Annotated in this window: 18 protein-coding genes; 17 read left to right on the forward strand and 1 reads right to left on the reverse strand. The window is 61.7% G+C overall.

Annotated elements, in window-relative coordinates:
- Positions 1–6: 6 nt before the first annotated feature.
- The 3 genes from LNV06_RS00165 to LNV06_RS00175 are packed head-to-tail and all read left to right on the forward strand — an operon-like array spanning position 7 to position 3028.
- The gene (locus LNV06_RS00165) at positions 7–2097 is read left to right on the forward strand and encodes an acetyl-CoA carboxylase biotin carboxylase subunit (protein WP_263536229.1); all 2091 of its coding nucleotides are present in this window, start codon (positions 7–9) and stop codon (positions 2095–2097) included.
- 14 nt (positions 2098–2111) lie between these two features.
- Positions 2112–2594, forward strand: a complete 483-nt coding sequence (locus LNV06_RS00170) for a VOC family protein (protein ID WP_263536230.1) — start codon at positions 2112–2114, stop codon at positions 2592–2594.
- Positions 2591–3028 (forward strand): PaaI family thioesterase, encoded by a 438-nt coding sequence (locus LNV06_RS00175; RefSeq protein WP_263536231.1) that lies wholly within the window; start codon positions 2591–2593, stop codon positions 3026–3028. Before LNV06_RS00170 ends, LNV06_RS00175 begins: the two co-directional genes overlap by 4 nt.
- 17 nt (positions 3029–3045) lie before the next feature.
- Here the strand turns inward: LNV06_RS00175 and LNV06_RS00180 are convergent, their stop codons facing one another.
- The gene (locus tag LNV06_RS00180; RefSeq protein ID WP_263536232.1) at positions 3046–3837 is read right to left on the reverse strand and encodes a substrate-binding periplasmic protein; all 792 of its coding nucleotides are present in this window, start codon (positions 3835–3837) and stop codon (positions 3046–3048) included.
- Between the two features lie 371 nt (positions 3838–4208).
- Here LNV06_RS00180 and LNV06_RS00185 point away from each other — a divergent pair, with 371 nt between their 5' ends.
- The 14 genes from LNV06_RS00185 to LNV06_RS00250 all read left to right on the forward strand — a co-directional run bounded on the left by LNV06_RS00185 (position 4209) and on the right by LNV06_RS00250 (position 20243).
- The gene (locus LNV06_RS00185) at positions 4209–5102 is read left to right on the forward strand and encodes a LysR family transcriptional regulator (RefSeq protein WP_263536233.1); all 894 of its coding nucleotides are present in this window, start codon (positions 4209–4211) and stop codon (positions 5100–5102) included.
- Between the two features lie 35 nt (positions 5103–5137).
- A complete protein-coding gene (leuC, locus tag LNV06_RS00190) occupies positions 5138–6550 on the forward strand; it encodes a 3-isopropylmalate dehydratase large subunit (RefSeq protein WP_263536234.1) in 1413 nt (470 codons plus the stop codon).
- Between the two features lie 30 nt (positions 6551–6580).
- On the forward strand, positions 6581–7231 hold the full coding sequence (gene leuD / locus LNV06_RS00195) for a 3-isopropylmalate dehydratase small subunit (RefSeq protein ID WP_263536235.1): 651 nt from the start codon (positions 6581–6583) through the stop codon (positions 7229–7231).
- A gap of 14 nt (positions 7232–7245) precedes the next feature.
- Entirely contained in the window at positions 7246–8337 is a 1092-nt protein-coding gene (leuB, locus tag LNV06_RS00200) for a 3-isopropylmalate dehydrogenase (RefSeq protein ID WP_263536236.1), read from the forward strand.
- Positions 8338–8438: 101 nt separating this feature from the next.
- Positions 8439–9569: an aspartate-semialdehyde dehydrogenase gene (gene asd, locus LNV06_RS00205; protein ID WP_263536237.1), complete on the forward strand. Its 1131-nt coding sequence runs from the start codon at positions 8439–8441 to the stop codon at positions 9567–9569.
- 283 nt (positions 9570–9852) lie between these two features.
- On the forward strand, positions 9853–12642 hold the full coding sequence (locus LNV06_RS00210) for a FimV/HubP family polar landmark protein (RefSeq protein WP_263536238.1): 2790 nt from the start codon (positions 9853–9855) through the stop codon (positions 12640–12642).
- 90 nt (positions 12643–12732) lie between these two features.
- Complete coding sequence (gene truA, locus LNV06_RS00215) at positions 12733–13542, forward strand: tRNA pseudouridine(38-40) synthase TruA (protein ID WP_263536239.1); 810 nt, start codon at positions 12733–12735, stop codon at positions 13540–13542.
- A gap of 9 nt (positions 13543–13551) precedes the next feature.
- Entirely contained in the window at positions 13552–14214 is a 663-nt protein-coding gene (locus tag LNV06_RS00220) for a phosphoribosylanthranilate isomerase (protein ID WP_263536240.1), read from the forward strand.
- Positions 14215–14233: 19 nt separating this feature from the next.
- Entirely contained in the window at positions 14234–15556 is a 1323-nt protein-coding gene (gene trpB / locus LNV06_RS00225) for a tryptophan synthase subunit beta (protein ID WP_263536241.1), read from the forward strand.
- Positions 15553–16350: a tryptophan synthase subunit alpha gene (gene trpA / locus LNV06_RS00230; protein ID WP_263536242.1), complete on the forward strand. Its 798-nt coding sequence runs from the start codon at positions 15553–15555 to the stop codon at positions 16348–16350. The genes trpB and trpA overlap by 4 nt, the downstream gene beginning before the upstream one ends.
- Before the next feature lie 37 nt (positions 16351–16387).
- Complete coding sequence (accD, locus tag LNV06_RS00235; protein ID WP_263536243.1) at positions 16388–17260, forward strand: acetyl-CoA carboxylase, carboxyltransferase subunit beta; 873 nt, start codon at positions 16388–16390, stop codon at positions 17258–17260.
- Between the two features lie 85 nt (positions 17261–17345).
- A complete protein-coding gene (gene folC, locus LNV06_RS00240) occupies positions 17346–18707 on the forward strand; it encodes a bifunctional tetrahydrofolate synthase/dihydrofolate synthase (RefSeq protein WP_263536244.1) in 1362 nt (453 codons plus the stop codon).
- Between the two features lie 63 nt (positions 18708–18770).
- Positions 18771–19697, forward strand: a complete 927-nt coding sequence (locus LNV06_RS00245) for an SPOR domain-containing protein (RefSeq protein ID WP_263536245.1) — start codon at positions 18771–18773, stop codon at positions 19695–19697.
- A gap of 51 nt (positions 19698–19748) precedes the next feature.
- Complete coding sequence (locus LNV06_RS00250; protein ID WP_263536246.1) at positions 19749–20243, forward strand: CvpA family protein; 495 nt, start codon at positions 19749–19751, stop codon at positions 20241–20243.
- The last annotated feature ends 20 nt before the right edge of the window (positions 20244–20263 follow it).

Genomic DNA, 20263 nt, shown 5'->3' on the forward strand with positions numbered 1-20263 from the left:
GACATCATGTTTGAAAAAATTCTGATCGCGAACCGGGGTGAGATCGCTTGCCGAGTGATCAAGACGGCCCGCAAGATGGGCATCAAGACCGTGGCCGTCTACTCCGAGGCCGACAAGGACGCCCGCCATGTGGAGTTGGCCGATGAGGCCGTGCTGCTGGGCCCGGCGCCCAGCCGCGAGTCCTATCTGGTGGCCGACAAGATCATTGCGGCGGCCAAGCAGACCGGCGCTCAGGCCATCCACCCCGGCTACGGCTTTTTGAGCGAGAACGAAGAGTTCGCGCGCCGGGTCGAGGAAGAGGGCATCGCCTTCATCGGCCCCAAGCATGGTTCCATCGCCGCCATGGGCGACAAAATCGCCTCCAAAAAGCTGGCGAATGCGGCCCAGGTCAACACCATTCCGGGCCACAACGAGCCCATCCTCTCGCCTGAAGAGGCGGTCAAGATCGCCCAGGGCATCGGCTACCCGGTGATGATCAAGGCCAGCGCCGGCGGTGGTGGCAAGGGCTTGCGCGTCGCCTTCAACGACAAGGAATGCTTCGAAGGCTTCAGCAGCTGCCGCAACGAGGCACGCAACAGCTTTGGGGATGACCGCGTCTTCATGGAGAAGTTTGTCGAGGAGCCGCGCCACATCGAGATCCAGGTGCTTGGCGACAGCCAGGGCAACACGCTCTATCTGTGGGAGCGCGAATGTTCCATCCAGCGCCGCCACCAGAAGGTGATCGAAGAAGCGCCGTCGCCCTTCATCAGCGAAGCCACCCGCAAGGCCATGGGCGAGCAGGCCGTGGCCTTGGCCAAGGCGGTGAATTACCAGAGCGCGGGCACGGTGGAGTTCGTGGTCGGCAAGGATCAGAGCTTTTACTTCCTGGAGATGAACACCCGTCTGCAGGTGGAGCACCCGGTGACCGAGTGCATCACCGGCCTGGACCTGGTCGAGCAGATGATCCGCGTGGCCGCCGGCGAGCCGTTGAGCCTCAAGCAGGAGGACATCAAGCGCGAAGGCTGGGCGATCGAATGCCGCATCAATGCCGAAGACCCCTTCCGCAACTTCCTGCCCTCCACCGGCCGCCTGGTCAAGTACCAACCGCCGCAGGCCAATCTGGAGCAGAGCACGCTGACCCTTCAGGGTGAAAGTTATGCCCAAGGTTCGTTCGGTGGGGTTCGGGTCGACACCGGCGTCTACGAAGGCGGCGAGATCCCGATGTTCTACGACTCAATGATCGCCAAGCTCATCGTCCATGGACGTGATCGGGCCGACGCCATCGCCAAGATGCGAGTAGCCCTGAATGGCTTTGTCATTCGCGGCATTTCCAGCAACATCCCCTTCCAGTCGGCCCTGCTGGCGCATGAGGATTTCAAGTCCGGCAATTTCAACACCGGCTTCATCGCCCAGCATTACGGCGGTGGCTTCCGCGCCGAGGATGTGCCGCACAGCGATCCGCTGTTCCTGGTCGCCCTGGCCGGCTTCATCCGCCGCAAGGCGCGGGAACGCGAGGCCGGCATCAGCGGCCAACTGCCGGGCCACGAGGTGCGCATCGAGCACGACTACGTGGCCCTGGTGTCCGAGGGCACGGCCGGCCAGCAAGCCCGCCACGCCCTGCACATTTCCGAGTTCGTGGGGCACCTGGGTGAGGCACTGGTACGCGTCGGTGAAGGCGCCGAGGCCAAGAGCTACCGCATCGTCTGCAACTCGCGCCTGAACGACATCCGCCTGACCGGCACCGTGAACGGCCAGCCCTTTGTGGCCCAGGCCGAGCGTGGCACGGCCAAGCAGCCGCTGGCCTACCGCCTGCAGCACAACGGCTACGCCATCCTCGTCAATGTGCTTTCGCCGCGTGCCGCCGAGCTGCAGGCCTTAATGCCCTTCAAGGCCCCGCCGGACACCAGCAAGTTCCTGCTTTCGCCGATGCCGGGCCTGCTGGTGCAAATCGCCGCGCAGCCGGGCCAGACGGTGCAAGCCGGTGAGCGCCTGGCTGTGATCGAGGCCATGAAGATGGAGAACATCTTGATCGCCGAGCGCGACGTCAAGGTGGCCGAGGTGCTGGCCAAAGTGGGCGAGAGCCTGTCGGTGGATCAGCTGATCCTGCGTTTTGAGTGAGTGAGGCGGCGTCCATGAGCAGCAACAAGCCTTACAAGATCCTCGGCATCCAGCAGATCGCCATCGGCGGCCCCGACAAGCAGGCCTTGCGCAAGCTCTGGGTCGATGTGCTGGGTCTGCAGGTCACCGGCAACTTCGTCTCTGAGCGCGAGAACGTCGACGAAGACATCTGCGCCATCGGCCAGGGCCCTCACAAGATCGAGGTCGATCTGATGCAGCCGCTCGATCCCGAGAAGAAGCCGGCCGTGCACACCACGCCGCTCAACCATGTGGGCCTGTGGGTGGACGACCTGCCCAAGGCTGTCGAGTGGATGACGGCGAACGGCGTGCGCTTCGCGCCGGGCGGCATCCGCAAGGGTGCGGCGGGTTACGACATCTGCTTCATCCACCCCAAGTCCAGCGCCGAGTTTCCGATCGGTGGCGAGGGCGTGTTGATCGAGCTGGTGCAGGCGCCGGCCGAGGTCATTGCAGCGCTTGGCAACCCGCATTCGGCATGAGCGCCGGCCCACATCAATCGCCTGAGCCTGGCGTCGACCAGGCCCGCTTGGCGGCCTTTTTGCTGGAGCAGTTCCCGCAAACATGCTGCAGTATTGAGGCAGCGGCTGCGGGCACCGCCACCATTCGGCATCCGGTGGGCCCAGCCGAGTTGCGGCCAGGCGGCACCGTTTCCGGTCCGGTGATGATGACGGTGGCCGATGTGGCGCTCTATGTGGCCCTGCTCAGCCAGATCGGCATCGTACCGCTGGCGGTGACCACCAATCTGAACATCAACTTCTTGCGCAAACCCTCAGCCGACAAAGACATCATCGGCGTTTGCCGCATGAAAAAAGTGGGCAAATCGCTGGCGGTGGGCGAGGTGGATTTGTTCTCCGAGGGGGACCCGGAGCCGGTGGCGCACGCGGTTGGCACCTATGCCATCCCGCGTGCTTGAGCTCTGATTTCCGGCCGTCAGTCGACCGATTTCATCAGGTGCGAAACCTGAGTTTTGAACTCCGGAGACTCGCGCAACTTGCCTTGAATTCGCCAGATTTCCCGCGCCGTTTGTCCATGTTTGGCGAAAAATGGTTTAGAGAAAACGGTGAAATAGGGCTTCTCGATCAACGCCGGGTTGACCCGCTCAATCTTGGCTTGCAGCGAAGGCACGCTGCTCAAAGAGGCTTCGGCCTCTGTGGTCTGCAGGGCGGCTGCCAGATAGCGGCCGGAGGCCACGCGGCCTAGCAATTCATCCGCAGTGGGCGAGCTGTCTTCCACCTTGGCGCCGAGTTGCTTCAATTGCGCCACGATGGAAAAGCCTGTCTGTGCGCCCACGGTGCCATTGGCGCCCAGCGTCTTGCCGTCCCAGCTGAGCGTGGCTCCCTTGGTCTTGTACAAAGCATAGGTCGCGCGGTACATGCGTTTGGTCGCGTCGGGTTCGCCGTCAAGCTTCAAGGGGTAATGGGCAAACTCCGCGCGTTCGGCGCTGAAGCTTGCGTTCATGGCGCCTTCAACTTTGCCGGCCTTGAGTTCGGCCAAGCATTGCTTCCAGGGCATGGGCATCAGCTTGATCGGCGTTCCCAATTGCTTTTCTAGCTGCGTCATCATGATCTGGCTGTAGCCGGGCTTGTCCTTGAGCAGCCAGGGGTAAGCGTCTTCGTTCTCGTGGCAGATATGAATCACGTCTGGCGCGGTTTGGGCCAGGGCCAGGGTTGAGCCCTGCAAGATCAGGCCGGCAATCGCCAAGCTTCGGGAAGTTCGAGACATGAAGGACTCCAATTGATTGCGTTGAAAGCCAACTCGCCCCAGCTTGGGGACAGGCGAGCGCGGCTCCTGCCATGCTAGGGCGAGTGAGTTCAATCGATTCGATCTTGGTGCCATCCGATTTGCCCTCTGTTCCTGGTGTGAGTCGCAGCTGATGGGCTCAATTCAGCGCTGCGGCCCACAAAGCTGTGAAAATTCGGCTTGTGTTCGTAGAATACGAAGCATCGCTTGTAAATTGCGGTCTGCAGGAGTTGTTGGCGAAAGCTAGATTAACGAACCTGAAAAAACCGAGTTCGACTTTTTGAAGGCGCCTGCGCGCTATCCCTTCAATCAAGCTGCATTGCCGTTCCCAGTCCCCACACAAGACACTGCCCATGCGCCTGGACCTCACCACCCTCAATCTCGTGTTGGCCATCGAGCAGACCCGCTCGATCACGCGCGGAGCGGAGCGTGAGCATTTGGCTCTGGCGGCTGCCAGCAAGCGAGTGTCGGATCTTGAGGCTCGTCTCGGTGTGCAGTTGTTTGAGCGTCGTTCCCGGGGCGTTGAACCCACGGAAGCCTGCCGCGCGCTTGTTCGCCACATCCGCTCCTTGCATGCCTCGCTGCACGCACTGGAAAGTGAAGTGGTGGAGTTCGCCCGTGGCATCAAGGGCCATTTGCGCATCGCCGCCAATAGCGGCTCGATTGCCGAGTGCCTGCCACCTGATTTGGCCGCCTTCAGCCAAGCGCATCCGCAGATTCGCATCAGCCTGGAAGATCAAACCAGTGCCGAAGTGCAGGCGGCTGTCGCCGAGGGCCGCGCCGATGTGGGCATCTTCACCCCGCCGATGTTGGACAACCGCTTGCAGACCTGGCGCTACCGCAACGGCCGTTTGGCGGTGCTGGTGCCCAAGAATCATGACTTGGCTGGCAAAGATGCAGTCAGCTTCAGCGACTTGCTGGCCTATGACCTGGTCGGCTTGCATGCCGGTGCTTCGGCCCAGGAACTGATGCGCGAGCAAGCGCTTGCGCGCGGACAAACCTTGAATGCTCGGCTGCAGGTGCGCGGCTTTGATGCCATCGCGCAATTGGTTGAAGCCGGCCTGGGCGTGGCCGTCTTGCCGGAAGGCCCGGCGGAGCGCTTTTCTCGCGTGTTTGAGGTCAAGCTGCTGCGTCTGGACGAGCCCTGGGCCGAGCGCGAATACTGTTTGGGTGTGATGCGCCAAGAGCGCTTGCCCGCGGTGGTACAGCGCTTTGTGGATGCGCTGTGTCCTCAATCAAAAACCTGAATAACGAATTCCCCTAAATCCAAAGGAAGCCCGCGATGAACGCACGCACCTTGTACGACAAGCTTTGGGACGAGCATGTGGTCCACACCGAAGAGGACGGCACGGCCACGCTCTATATCGACCGCCATCTGCTGCATGAGGTGACCAGCCCACAAGCTTTTGAAGGCCTGGAGCTGGCTTCGCGCAAGGTTTGGCGCCTGTCCGCCAATCTGGCCGTCAGCGACCACAATGTGCCCACCACCGACCGCAGTGGCGGCATCAGCGACCCCATCTCCAAGTTGCAGGTCGACACCCTGGATCAAAACTGCGACCGACACGGCGTGACCCAGTTCAAGATGAACGACAAGCGCCAGGGCATCGTCCATGTGATCGGCCCGGAGCAGGGCGCCACGCTGCCCGGCATGACCGTGGTTTGCGGCGACAGCCACACCTCCACGCACGGTGCTTTTGGCGCCTTGGCGCACGGCATCGGCACCTCCGAAGTGGAGCATGTGCTGGCCACGCAAACGCTCTTGGCCAAGAAGGCCAAGAATATGTTGGTGCGGGTGGAAGGCACATTGCCGGCCGGTTGCGGCGCCAAAGACATCGTGCTGGCCATCATCGGCAAGATCGGCACCGCCGGCGGCACTGGCTACACCATCGAGTTCGGCGGCTCGGCCATCCGTGCGCTGTCGATGGAAGGCCGCATGACGGTTTGCAATATGGCCATCGAAGCCGGCGCCCGCGCTGGCCTGATCGCCGTGGATGACACCACCATCAATTACTGCAAGGGCCGGCCTTTCTCGCCCAGCGGCGTGGAATGGGACCTGGCGGTTCAGTACTGGCGCGGCCTGCACTCGGACGCCGGCGCCAAGTTCGACACCGTGGTGGATTTGGATGCCAGCCAGATTCGCCCGCAAGTCACCTGGGGCACTTCGCCCGAAATGGTCTTGGGCATTGATCAGCGCGTGCCCGATCCGGACAAAGAAAAAGACTCAGTCAAGCGCGGTGCCATCGAACGCGCCTTGCAATACATGGCGCTGGAACCCAACAAGGCGGTGGCCGACATCCGCATCGACAAGGTTTTCATCGGTTCTTGCACCAACAGCCGCATTGAAGACATGCGCGAAGCTGCGGCAGTCGTGCGCCGCATCGGCGGGCGCTTGGCCAGCAATGTGAGATTGGCATTGGTGGTGCCGGGGTCGGGTCTGGTCAAGGCGCAAGCCGAGGCCGAAGGCTTGGATCAGGTCTTCAAGGCTGCAGGCTTTGAATGGCGCGAGCCCGGCTGTTCGATGTGCTTGGCCATGAATGCCGACCGCTTGGAGCCCGGCGAGCGCTGCGCCTCCACCAGCAATCGCAACTTCGAAGGGCGCCAAGGCGCTGGCGGCCGCACCCATCTGGTCAGCCCGGCCATGGCCGCTGCAGCCGCCATGCGCGGCCATTTCGTTGATGTCAGCCGACTGGCTTGACGCTCCGCTAGACGAACCCGGAACTGAAACATGGAAAAGTTCAATCTGCACAAGGGCTTGGTGGCCCCGATGGATCGCGAGAACGTCGATACCGATGCCATCATCCCCAAGCAATTCCTCAAGTCCATCAAGCGCAGCGGCTTCGGCCCTAACTTGTTCGATGAGTGGCGCTATCTGGACGCGGGCGAGCCCGGTCAAGACCCGGCCAGCCGTCGGCCTAACCCGGATTTCGTGCTGAATCAGGCGCGCTATCAAGGCGCCTCCATCCTGCTGGCGCGGGCCAATTTTGGCTGCGGCTCCAGCCGTGAACATGCGCCTTGGGCTCTCGAGCAATACGGCTTTCGTGCCTTGATCGCGCCTAGCTTTGCCGATATCTTTTTTAACAATTGCTTCAAGAATGGCGTCTTGCCGATCCAGTTGTCGGAGTCGCAGGTGGCGCAGTTGTTCGATGAGGTTTTGGCATTCCCCGGCTACCAACTGAGCATCGATCTGGAGCGCCAGGTGGTGATCAAGCCGGATGGCGCTGAGCTGCCTTTTGATGTCCAGCCCTTCCGCAAGTTCTGCTTGCTGGGCGGTTTTGACGATATTGGTTTGACCTTGCGTCATGCCGACAAGATCAAGGCTTACGAAGCTGAACGCATGGCCAGCAAGCCCTGGCTGAACAACCGTTTGATTGCCTGAGGAGGCCCCAGCAAATGAAGATCGCAGTTCTTCCCGGTGATGGCATCGGTTCTGAAATCGTGGCCGAGGCCGTCAAGGTCTTGAATGTCTTGGACTTGAAGTTCGAGCTGGAGACCGCCCCTGTGGGTGGCGCGGCGTACGAGGCGGCGGGCCATCCGCTGCCCGATTCCACGCTGCAACTAGCCAAGGACGCCGATGCAGTTTTGTTCGGCGCGGTGGGCGACTGGAAGTACGACAAGTTGGATCGGCCGCTGCGCCCCGAGCAGGCCATTCTGGGCCTGCGCAAGCACCTGGGCCTGTTCGCCAACTTCCGCCCGGCCATTTGCTACGAGCAGCTGACGCATGCCTCGAGCTTGAAGCCCGAGTTGGTGGCGGGCCTGGACATCCTCATCATCCGTGAGCTGACCGGTGACATCTATTTCGGACAGCCGCGTGGTCGCCGCACGGCCGTCGACGGGCATTTCCCCGGCAGCGAAGAAGCCTTTGACACCATGCGCTATTCGCGCCCGGAGATCGAGCGCATCGCCCATGTGGCCTTCCAAGCGGCACGCAAACGCAACAAGCGCGTGACCTCCGTGGACAAGGCCAATGTGCTGGAGACCTTCCAGTTCTGGAAGGACGTGATGATCGAAGTCGGCGCCGAGTATCCCGATGTGGAGCTCGACCATATGTATGTGGACAACGCCGCCATGCAACTGGTCAAGGCGCCCAAACGCTTCGACGTGATGGTGACCGGCAATATGTTCGGCGACATCTTGTCCGACGCGGCCGCCATGCTGACCGGCTCCATCGGCATGCTGCCCTCGGCCTCGCTGGACAAGAACAACAAGGGCCTCTACGAGCCCAGCCACGGCAGTGCGCCGGACATCGCGGGCAAGGGCATCGCCAATCCTTTGGCTACAATCCTGTCCGCTGCCATGATGCTCAAGTTCTCCCTCAACCAACCCGAAGCTGCTGCTCGTATCGAAGCCGCTGTGGGCTCGGTGTTGTCCCAAGGTTTGCGTACCGCAGACATTTGGAGTGAGGGCACTCAAAAAGTGGGCACGCGCGAGATGGGTGATGCGGTCGTTGCGGCCATCACCATGACCAAAACCATTAAGGGCTAGTTCAGCTCCGGTTTGTCTCGCCCCTACACCCCCGGCGACACAAGCCGGGGAAGAAGAAGTCCAAGGCTTTTTTCTTTTTTAGGGCGATAGAGGTAACAGCGATGACGACACTTGTTGGATTGGTAGGCTGGCGCGGCATGGTGGGTTCGGTCCTGATGGACCGGATGAGCGCAGAAAAAGACTTTGACCTGATCGAGCCGCTGTTCTTCAGCACCTCGAATGCCGGCGGCGCCGCCCCGGCTCAGGCCAAGAACGAGACCAAGCTGCAGAACGCCTTTGATATCGAGCAGCTCAAGCGCTGCGAAATCATCATCTCCGCCCAGGGCGGCGACTACACCAGCGAAGTCTTCCCCAAGCTGCGCGCCGCCGGCTGGAACGGCCACTGGATCGATGCCGCTTCGACGCTGCGCATGGAATCGGACGCCGTCATCATTCTGGACCCGGTCAATCTGCCGGTGATCAAGGATGCCTTGGCCAAGGGCGGCAAGAACTGGGTCGGCGGCAACTGCACCGTGTCCTGCATGCTGATGGGCGTGGGCGCGCTCTACAAGGCCGGCTTGGTCGAGTGGATGAGCACCCAGACCTACCAGGCCGCCAGCGGCGGCGGTGCCCAGCACATGCGCGAACTGCTGACGCAGTACGGCACGCTGAATGCATCCGTGCGCGCCTTGCTGGATGACCCCAAGAGCGCCATCCTAGAAATCGACCGCCAAGTCATCGCCACCCAGCGCTCCTTGAGCGCCGCCGAGACCGCCAACTTCGGCGTGCCTCTGGGCGGTTCGCTGATCCCCTGGATCGACAAGGACCTCGGCAACGGCATGTCCAAGGAAGAGTGGAAGGGTATGGCCGAGACCAACAAGATTCTCGGCATCGGCGAGGGCTTCGGTTCCAGCGCCATCCCCGTGGACGGCTTCTGCGTGCGCGTAGGCGCCATGCGCTGCCACAGCCAGGCCCTGACCTTCAAGCTGAAGAAGGACGTGCCCCTGGCCGACATCGAGGCCATGATCGCCGCTGATAACGAGTGGGTGAAGGTGGTGCCGAATACCCGCGAGGCGACGGTGCAAGACCTGACCCCCGTGGCCGTGACTGGCACCATGACGATTCCTGTCGGTCGCTTGCGCAAGCTGGCCATGGGCCCCGAGTACCTGGGTGCTTTCACCATTGGCGACCAGTTGTTGTGGGGCGCGGCCGAGCCGCTGCGTCGCATGTTGCGCATCCTACTGGCGAATTAATTCCACTGACAGCCCGTTGCCGGCAAGCGACAAGCTTGTAACGGGCTGAATCAGAGCGGCGTCTATAGAGCTTTTCAGCCTTTGCCTGAGCTTCTATGCGTATATGCTTGCCACTATTCAGATTTCCAATCGAAAGTGCGCATGGGGATGGCATCGTGAGCGCTGTTGAGCAGACAACAAACATCGTCGAAACAGGCGGACACCCAAGGGTGCCCGCCTTGTTGCTTTGGGGGACGCCTTGAAACCAAATATTTGCGCAGGGGCTCTGGCCCAAGGCTTGGCGATGAAAGACTCGCAACATTCGCAGAATCCGCAGCGCGGCCTTCGCCGCCCTCGTTATGGTCGAACCCAAGTGGCGGCTGCCGCAGCCGCTGTGTTGGCCATGGCCAGCAGCACGGCTTGGGGTTTGGGTCTGGGGCGCTTGTCGGTGCAATCGGCATTGGGCGAAACTCTCAAGGCCGAGATTGATATCACCAGCTTGAGCCCAGAAGAAGCGGGCACGCTGAAGGTTCGGATTGCGCCGCCTGAGTCTTACCGAGCCACCGGCGTTGAATACAACGCGGTTCTGACCAGCACTCAAGTTCAAATCGCCAAGAGCAACGGTCGTAGCTTTTTGCGCGTGAGCAGTGACAGGGCGGTGCAGGAACCCTTTGTCGATGTCATTCTTGAACTGACCTGGGCGAGCGGCCGCTTGGTGCGTGAATACACGCTCTTGTTTGACCCCCCGGCGAATCCCAAGCCAGCCAACACGGCACCCGCCGTGGTGGCTTCACCCGTGATCTCTGCGGCAAGTCCCGAGCCGGTGAGTCCGCCTGCTCCGGCTCAGACGCAGACGATCGCGCCTTCACCGGCGCCGCTGCCGGCTCCTGCACCAACGGCAGTGGCTCCAAGCAGCCGCCCGTCCCTGGAGTCCGCTCGGTCTCGCGCTGAAGCCAGCGCCGCTCGTGCAGCGCAGTCGGCTCAGCCCGCGGCGTCGGCTGCCTCGTCGGCCAGCGGTGCGTCAGAGTACAAGGTCAAGCCGGGCGACTATCTGGCTCGCATTGCCAACAAGACTCAAGTGCCCGGTGTGTCCCTGGATCAAATGTTGGTGGGCCTGTATCGCAACAATCCAGATGCCTTCTTGGGCGGCAATATGAACCGCCTCAAGTCGGGCGTGGTGCTGCAAGTGCCTGGCAGTGAAACCTTGAGTGCCCTGCCTGAGCCAGAAGCGCGTGAGGTGATTCGCGCCCAGAGTGCTGATTTCAGCGCTTACCGCTTGCGTTTGAGCAGCGCCGCCCCGACCTTGGAAAAGGACCAGAGCGAGCGCCAGGCCAAAGGTAAGGTGCAAGCGGCCGTGGAAGATCGCAAACCTGCGCCGGCTCCAACGCCTGACAAATTGATGCTGAGCAAGGCGGCCAGCGCGAATGCAGCGGCGGTGGATGCCAAGGCCGCCAAGGCCTCGAAAGAAACCGAGAAGAAAGATGCCGCGGCTCGCATGGCCGAGTTGACGCGCAACGTGGAGGAGCTAAAGAAGATCTCCAGCGCGGCCAAACCTGCAGCGTCGGCGGTGGCTTCGGCTCCAACTCCAGCGGCGGCCCCAACACCTGCGCCCGCTCCCGCAGCTGTTGCCGCACCAGCGTCAATGCCCGCATTGCCTGCCGCGCCTGTGATTGCAGCGGCTGCACCCGCGGAAGCGGCATCCCCGGCCGCGTCCGTTGCCAAACCTCAAGTTCAAGCGGCAGCATCGGCTGCGTCTGCCGCCAAGCCCGCTTCTGCACCGATGGCCCTGCCTCCTCAGCCGCAAGCGGCAGAGCCCGGTCTGCTGGATCAGCTCTTGGCCAATCCGCTGGCTTTGGTTGGCGGCGCTTTGGCGCTGGCCGCCGGTGGTTTCGGTTTGTACCGTGTGCGTGCGCGCAAAGGTGCCGCCAAGGCGGACACGGGCTTCCATGAAAGCCGGCTGCAGCCTGACTCATTCTTTGGCGCCACCGGAGGTCAGCGCGTCGACACCCGCGATGCCACCGGCGCCGCCTCGTCGATGAACTATTCCTTGAGCCAGCTCGATGCCATTGGTGACGTCGATCCGGTGGCCGAGGCCGATGTGTATCTGGCCTACGGCCGCGATTTGCAGGCTGAGGAAATCCTCAAGGAAGCCTTGCGTGCCACGCCAGAACGTTTGGCGATTCGTCTCAAGCTGCTGGAGGTCTACGCCAAGCGTCGCGACACCAAGGGCTTTGAGCAACTTGCGATTCAGCTGTTTGCTGACACCGGTGGTGTTGGTGATGACTGGGCTCGTGCGCAAGAACTGGGTCGCCAAATCGATCCTGAAAACCCGCTGTACCAGCCCGGCGGCGCTCCCAGCCAAGGCGCAGGTGGTCGTGAGTCACCGCCCGAGCCGATGGACGCCAGCACCATGCCCCATACGGCAGGGCATTTGGCCACCGAGCCACTGGGCCGCAGCAGCGGGGCGGTGGATACCAGCCCGATGAGCGGCTTTGATCTCGATTTGGATCTGGATTTGGGTAGCCCGGCGCCCGCCGCTGCACCTGCTTCTCCGATCGCCATGGACGCCACGCAGGCCATGGCCACCACGGTCGAGCAGGCGCCTTTGTCCATGGACTTTGATCTGTCAGAGCCTCCTGCACCGGTGGACCCCGCAGCGCCGACCGATCTAGAGTTTGATCTCGATGATCTGGGCACATTGGATGAGCCGGCCGCTCCTCCGCCAGCCGCCGCAGGCTCCGCCCTGGACTTTGATCTGTCCTCGATCAATTTGGACTTGCCCGAAGTCGACAGCCCTGCGCCCATCCCGGTGGCGGAGTCCGCTCCGATGGACGATCTGGATTTGCCGCCCGAGTTCGCCGCCATGATCAATGAGGGTGCAGCCCCTGCTGCAGAAGCCACGGACCCCTTGGCCAATGCCTTCGATCTGATGGAAGACGAGGGTGATCCTTTGCAGCGTCAGCTGGAGTTGGCTGACGAGTTCCGCCAAATCGGCGATACCGAAGGGGCTCGCGAAGTGCTGCAAGAGTTGATCTCCAAGGCCGGTGGTCCCTTGCGTGACAAAGCGCAGGCCATGCTGAACGAGTTGCGCTGATCGTTCGATCGCGATTGATGCGAGACAATCGAGGGCGCCCGGCTTGGCCGGGCGCCTTTTTCTTTGTGAAGCGTTTTTTCGAGTGAAGTGATGCGAGTTGCCTTAGGGGTCAGTTACCGCGGTTGGGCTTATCACGGCTGGCAAAGCCAGGCGGATCGACAGACGGTACAAGATGTACTGGAAAAAGGCTTGAGCCAGTTCACTGCGCGCCGCGTTCAGACGGTTTGCGCCGGCCGCACCGACACCGGCGTGCATGGGCTCAACCAAGTGGTGCATCTGGACTGCGAGGTCGAACGCGATCTGAGCTCTTGGGTGCGTGGCACCAACTGCCATTTGCCGAACGATATTGCGGTGCAATGGGCGATGTACCCGCGCGCCGACTTTCATGCGCGTTTTGATGCACGCGGGCGCCGCTACAGCTATGTCTTGCTCGAGTCGGTGGTGCGCCCCTCGATGGAGGCGGGCGCAGTAGGCTGGACCTACCGCAAGCTCGATGGCGACTTGATGCGAGAGGCTGCGGCGCTCTTGATCGGTGAGCATGATTTCAGCGCCTTCCGTTCCTCGGAATGCCAGGCCAAGTCGCCGGTGAAGACCATGCGCAAGATCGAGATCGAAAAGTACGGCGACTACTGGCGCTTTGACTTCGATGGCTCGGCCTTTTTGCACCACATGATCCGCAATCTGATGGGCAGTTTTTTGGCGGTCGGTCGCGGCGCCAAACCGGTGGAGTGGTTTGCCGAAGTTCTGGCCCGTGGCGAGCGTCGTTTTGCGGCGCCCACCTTTCCGCCCGATGGCCTTTATTTCACCGGGCCTTATTACGACACCGAAGATGCCATTCCCACACACACGGCCGCCATGGACTGGTTGCCGGGATACCGTAAAAACCGCGAAGGCGCCTGAGAAGCTGTGATGAATCAACGCACCCGCATCAAGATCTGTGGCCTGACCCGTGAGGCCGACGTCGTGGCTGCGGTCGAAGCTGGCGCCGATGCCATCGGCTTTGTCATGTACGCCAAGAGTCCTCGTTATGTCAGCCCAATGCGTGCCGCCGAGTTGGCGCGGCTGTTGCCGCCGTTTGTGATGCCGGTGGGCTTGTTCGTCAATGCCAGCGAGGCCGAACTGGCCGAGGGCTTGGCGGCCTTGCCGAATATGCTGCTGCAGTTCCATGGCGATGAATCGCCCGAGGCCTGCAACCGACCTGGGCGGCCCTATCTTCGGGCGGCCCGAGTCACGGCAGACTTCGATTTGTTAAACTACGCGCAACAGTATTCAGCAGCCCAAGCCATCCTGCTCGACGCCCATGTCGACGGCTATGGTGGCGGTGGAAAGGTTTTCGATTGGTCACTCATTCCAAGAAACGTGCGCTCTCCAGTCGTTTTGTCTGGTGGGTTGCATGCCGGAAATGTGCTGACTGGGATCACTCAGCTGCGGCCTTGGGCCGTTGACGTCAGCTCTGGCGTGGAATCCGAGGCCAAGGGCCTCAAGTGCGCCACGCTGATGCGTCAGTTCTGCACCGCCGTACGCCAAGCCGATGCGCTATTGGCCGAGGCAGATGTGAATCAGCCAGATTGAGATTGAATCCCACAAACCTATGAGTAGCTATCAGCAACCCAATGCCCAAGGGCATTTCGGCCCGGTCAAGGGCCAAACCTATGGCGGCAGCTTTGTCTCCGAAACCTTGGTGCATGCGCTTGAAGAGTTGAAGACCGCGTACGCGCATTACGCCCAAGACCCCGACTTCATCGCCGAGTTCAAGAAAGAACTGGCCCACTTTGTTGGTCGCCCCAGCCCGGTTTATCACGCAGACCGCCTCAGCCGCGAACTGGGTGGCGCGCAAGTCTTCTTGAAGCGTGAGGACTTGAACCACACCGGCGCGCACAAGATCAACAACACCATTGGTCAGGCCTTGCTCGCCAAGCGCATGGGCAAGAAGCGCATCATTGCCGAGACCGGCGCAGGCCAGCACGGCGTGGCCACGGCCACCATCTGCGCCCGCTACGGCATGGAATGTGTGGTCTATATGGGTAGCGAAGACATCAAGCGCCAAAGCCCCAATGTCTACCGCATGCATTTGCTGGGCGCGCGCGTGGTGCCGGTGGAGTCCGGCTCTAAAACGCTGAAAGATGCGTTGAACGAGGCGATGCGCGACTGGGTCACCAATGTCGAGTCGACCTTCTACATCATCGGCACCGTGGCCGGCCCGCACCCTTATCCGATGATGGTGCGCGACTTCCAGCGCATCATTGGCGATGAATGTCTAGAGCAGATGCCCAGCATGATTGGGCGCCAACCGGATGCGGTGATTGCCTGCGTCGGCGGTGGCAGCAATGCGATGGGGATTTTTTATCCCTATATCGAGCATGCGGGCACCCGGCTGATCGGCGTTGAGGCGGCGGGCGAGGGCATTGCTTCCGGCAAGCATGCCGCCACCTTGTCGGCCGGCAGCCCCGGTGTGCTGCATGGCAACCGCACCTATTTGCTGCAGGATGAGCATGGCCAGATCATCGAGACGCATTCGGTCTCAGCAGGTCTGGACTATCCTGGCGTTGGCCCCGAGCATGCGTATTTGAAGGACATCGGTCGCGCCGAATATGTGGGTGTGACGGATGCGGAAGCCTTGGCCGCTTTCCATCATTTGTGTCGCACCGAGGGCATCATTCCGGCGCTGGAGTCCAGTCATGCGGTCGCCTACGCCATGAAACTGGCGCCGACGCTGCCGGCTGATCAGCATTTGCTGGTCTGCCTGTCCGGACGCGGGGACAAAGACATTGGTACGGTGGCCGATCTGTCCAAGGCCGAGTTCTACTGCCGCCCCTCCTGCAAGGGCCAATCGGTGAAGGGCGGGGATCCCGTTTCAATGGGTGTTCCAACTGCCGTTCCAGTCGCGATGCCGGTGAGAGGAGCCCAGCCATGAGCCGCATCCAAGCCACTTTTGCGCGATTGGCCGCTGAAGGTCGCAAAGCCCTGATTCCTTTTGTCACCACCGGCGACCCTTTCCCAGAAACCACCGTGCCGCTGATGTTGGCCATGGCGGAGGCGGGTGCCGATGTGATCGAGTTGGGCGTCCCGTTCTCGGACCCCATGGCCGATGGCCCGGTGATTCAACGGGCTGCGGAGCGCGCGGTCAAGGCCGGCATCGGCTTGGCGCGAGTCTTGGCTGATGTGGCCGAGTTTCGTCGCAGCAATCAAGCCACGCCCGTGGTGCTGATGGGCTATGCCAACCCGATCGAGCGCTACGGCATCGAGCGTTTTGTGCTTGACGCTAAGGCGTCCGGCGTGGACGGCGTCTTGGTGGTGGACTATCCGCCGGAAGAGTGCGAAGCCTTCGCCGCCTTGTTGAAGGCGCAAGAGCTGGATCCGATCTTCTTGTTGGCCCCCACGTCCTCCGAGGCGCGCATGCAGCGCATCGGCCAGATCGCCAGCGGCTATGTCTACTATGTGTCGCTCAAGGGCGTGACCGGCGCTGGCCACCTGAACACGGCGGCCGTGGCCGAGATGATTCCGCGCATTCGGCGTCATGTGAGCACGCCGGTGGGGGTGGGTTTTGGCATTCGCGACGCCGTTACCGCGCGCGCTGTGGCCGATGTTTCGGACGCAGTGGTGATCGGTTCTCGGCTGGTTGAGTTGCTGGAGGTCCAGCCGCGCGATAATGTCGCCCAGACGGGTGCTCAGTTCATCCGCGAGATTCGGGCCGCGCTAGACGCATAGCCCGTCGCTTCAGTTCAAAAGACAAAGGAGTCTGCTTGTGAGTTGGCTTGAAAAACTTCTGCCGCCCAAGATGCAGCAAACCGACCCCACCGAGCGCCGCATGGTGCCGGAAGGTTTGTGGATCAAGTGCCCATCCTGCGAAACGGTGCTGTACAAGACCGACTTGGAGCAAAACGTCAATGTCTGCCCCAAGTGCAGCCACCACCACCGGATTGGCGCGCGCGCCCGTCTGGATGCCTTTCTGGATGGCGAAGGCCGTTTCGAGATCGGCCAAGAGGTGCTGCCTGTCGATGCACTGAAGTTCAAAGACAGCAAAAAGTACCCCGACCGGCTCAAGGAAGCGCTGGAGCACACCGGCGAGACTGATGCGCTGGTGGTCATTGGCGGCGCCGTCATGACGGTGCCGGTGGTGGCGGCCTGCTTCGAGTTCAACTTCATGGGCGGCTCCATGGGTTCGGTGGTCGGCGAGCGCTTTGTGCGCGGCGTTGAAACCGCCATTGAGCAAAAGACGCCTTTCATTTGCTTCACGGCCACCGGTGGTGCCCGTATGCAAGAGGGTCTTTTGAGCTTGATGCAGATGGCCAAGACCAATGCAGCGCTGACACGTTTGGCCAAGGCCAAACTGCCTTATGTCTCGGTCTTGACGGATCCGACCATGGGCGGTGTGTCGGCGAGCTTTGCTTTTGTCGGCGATGTGGTGATTGCGGAGCCTAAGGCCTTGATCGGTTTTGCCGGCCCGCGCGTGATCGAAAACACTGTGCGCGAAAAGCTGCCGGCAGGCTTCCAGCGCGCCGAGTTTTTGATGGAGAAGGGCGCGGTCGACATGATTGTGGATCGCCGCGAACTGCGCGAGAAGATTGCTCGTCAACTCGCCATGCTGCAACGCATGAGCTCCGACGCGGTGGCCTGATCTCGACTCCAGCCGCTCGGCTTGTCAAACCCAACGGCCAGGCCCACAAGGTCTGGCCGTGCTGTTTTGTGAATCGATGACGACGATGTCCTCTGATAGCTTGCAACCCAAGTTCGCGCACCCGGAAAGCCTGGACGCTTGGCTCGCCCATTGCGAACGACTGCATCCCAAAACCATCGATATGACCTTGGATCGCGTCATCGCCTTGCGCGATCGGCTCGGTTTGAAGTTTGAAACGCCGGTGGTGATGGTGGCCGGCACCAATGGCAAGGGCTCAACCTGCGCAATGCTGGAGTCGATCGCCCTGCAAGCGGGCTACCGGGTGGGCCTCTACATCAAGCCGCATTTGGTGCATTTCCAAGAGCGTTGCCGCGTTGGTGGCGAGCCGGTATCGGCGGACTCGTTGCTGCCTTACTTCGAGGCGGTTGAGGCGGCGCGTGGCGAGATGACACTGTCTTACTTCGAGTTCACGACCCTGGTCATCATGCTGCGATTGGCGGCAGAACCCTTGGATCTGGTGATCTTGGAGGTGGGCTTGGGCGGCCGCTTGGATGCCGTCAATGCGATCGATGCCGATTGCTCGGTCATCACCAGCATCGATTTGGATCACACCGAATACCTGGGGCCGGATCGTGAATCGGTGGGCCGAGAGAAGGCCGGCATCATGCGCGCGGGCCGCCCGGTGGTCGTCAGTGATCCCATGCCGCCGGCCAGCTTGGCCGCGCGAGCCAAGGAACTGGGTGCCGATTTGCGCCAACTCGGCGTTGACTTCACTTACGCTGGCGACCGCCAGCAATGGCAATGGTCGGGGCGCAGTCGGCGCTTCAGCGGCATGGCCTATCCGGCTTTGCGCGGGGTCAATCAACTGCTGAATGCCGCCGGCGTCTTGGCTGTTTTTGAGGCCCTGTACGAGCGCTTGCCCATAAGTGCACAGGCTGTGCGCAATGGCCTGGCCATGGTGGAACTGCCGGGGCGCTTCCAGGTGCTGGCCGGTCAGCCGGCCTTGGTGCTGGACGTGGCGCACAATCCGCATGCCGTGGCGGCCTTGGCGCAGAACCTGGATCAGATGGGCTTCTTCCCTTGCACTCATGCGGTGTTTGGCTCGATGGCAGACAAGGATATTGAGGCCATCTTCCGGCGCATGGCGCCTCTCATCGACGTTTGGCACTTCTGCGATCTGGACCTACCGCGTGCTGCGACCGCAGCCGCCTTGCTCGCTCAGTTTGAGCAACTGCGCGCGGCCGGCGAGTTAAAGGCTGGCGCACAAGTAACGCTCCATCAGCACGGCGATCCACTCACGGCATTGAATGCGGCGGCAGCCGGCGCTGACCCCGCTGATAGAATTCTGGTCTTCGGTTCCTTCCATACCGTGGGAGGCGTGCTGAAGAACGGAGTGCCGCGTCTGCAGGCCGGTAAACCAGCCCAACCCCCTTCGATCCTGTCTTGAAATCCGGGCCTCCATCCGAGGCCAGAACCTCAGCCTGTTACGGGCTCACGCTGCCAAAACGCCATGGGTCTGCTGTCATTTTTCAAGCGCGGAACGCCTCCGCCGGCTGCCAAATCGGTGTCCGATTCTGTCGATGCGGTACAACAACTCCGTCTGCGTGCACGCCATCGCCTGATTGGCGCTGCGGTCTTGGTGGGTCTTGGGGTGATTGGCTTCCCTCTCTTGTTTGAGACCCAGCCGCGTCCGATTCCTGTGGATCTGCCCATCGAGATTCCGGGCAAAGACCATGTGGCGGCCTTGAAGGTGCCGGCGCCTCTGCCATCCGCACCCGCCCAGCAATTGCCAGCGCTTCCTGCTGCAGAAGCCGAAAGCCAAGCACCGGCTAAACAGGCGGCCGCTGTCACTGAAACGACTCAGACTCCGAGTTCGACGCCGGCGATAGAAGCCAGCAAGGCATTGGCGGCGACGGCAGCTGCGGCCAAGTTGGCGGAGAAAACCACAGAGAAGGCGCCTGTCAAAGTCGCTGAACCGAAGGCAGAAGCCAAAGCGGAGAGCAAGCCTTCGACGCAGGCGGCGAAGGCTGCCGAAAAGCCGGCAGAGAAGTCCGCGGACAAAGCTGCCGACAAGGCTGCTGACAAGGCTGCGGAGCGCGCCAAGACCCACGAGGCAAAGGCCGATGCCAAGGGCAATGGCCATGAGGCCGCTCGGGTGCAATCCTTGCTTGACGGCAAGCCCAGCGATGCGCGCGCCTCCGATGCTGCTGGGCGCTTGGTCGTCCAGGTGGGCGCCTACGCCGACAGCAAGGCCGCGCAGGATGTGCGCCTCAAGGTCGAGAAGCTGGGCTTGAAGACTTACACCCAGGTGGCCAAGACACCGGCCGGGGACCGTATTCGTGTGCGCATCGGGCCTTTCGCCAATCGGGATGAGGCCGACAAAGCGGCGGCTCGCATTCGGGCCGCAGGTTTGAGCACCGCAGTTCTGACGCTTTGATTGCCGCGGCGCAGCGAGAGCAAGTTTTGAGCACGACGGGGCGCTGAGAGCGTGAACTGGATCGACTGGCTTTTGCTTGGCTTGATGGGCGGCTCACTTTTGCTGGGCCTATGGCGGGGGCTGGTTTTTGAATTGTTGTCGCTCGCCGGATGGCTGGTCGCTTATTTGCTATCGCCTCTATTGAGCCCCTTGCTGGAAAGCTGGCTGCCTCAAGCCAAGTTGGGTCCCAGTCTGTCGCATGTGCTGGCACTGGTGATCGCCTTTGTGGCGGTCTTGTCGATCTGGGGGCTGGGGGCCAAGTTGTTTCGTGCGCTCTTGCATGCGTCTCCTTTGAGCATCTTGGATCGATTGCTGGGCGCTGGATTTGGTTTTTTGCGTGGACTCTTGATCTGTTTGGCCTTGGTGCTTGTCGTGGGCATGACCCCAGCGATAGAGTCCCAAGCTTGGCAGGGCTCCCAACTGGTGCCGCTCATGCAAGTCGTGTTGCAGACCTTGCGGCCTTTGTTGCCGGCTGAGTTGCTGCAGTCGGTGCCGGGCTTGGCCTGAGTTTTGGCAGCTTGCGCATC

This window comes from Paucibacter sp. Y2R2-4 (assembly GCF_025717535.1).
Lineage (GTDB): Bacteria > Pseudomonadota > Gammaproteobacteria > Burkholderiales > Burkholderiaceae_C > Paucibacter_A.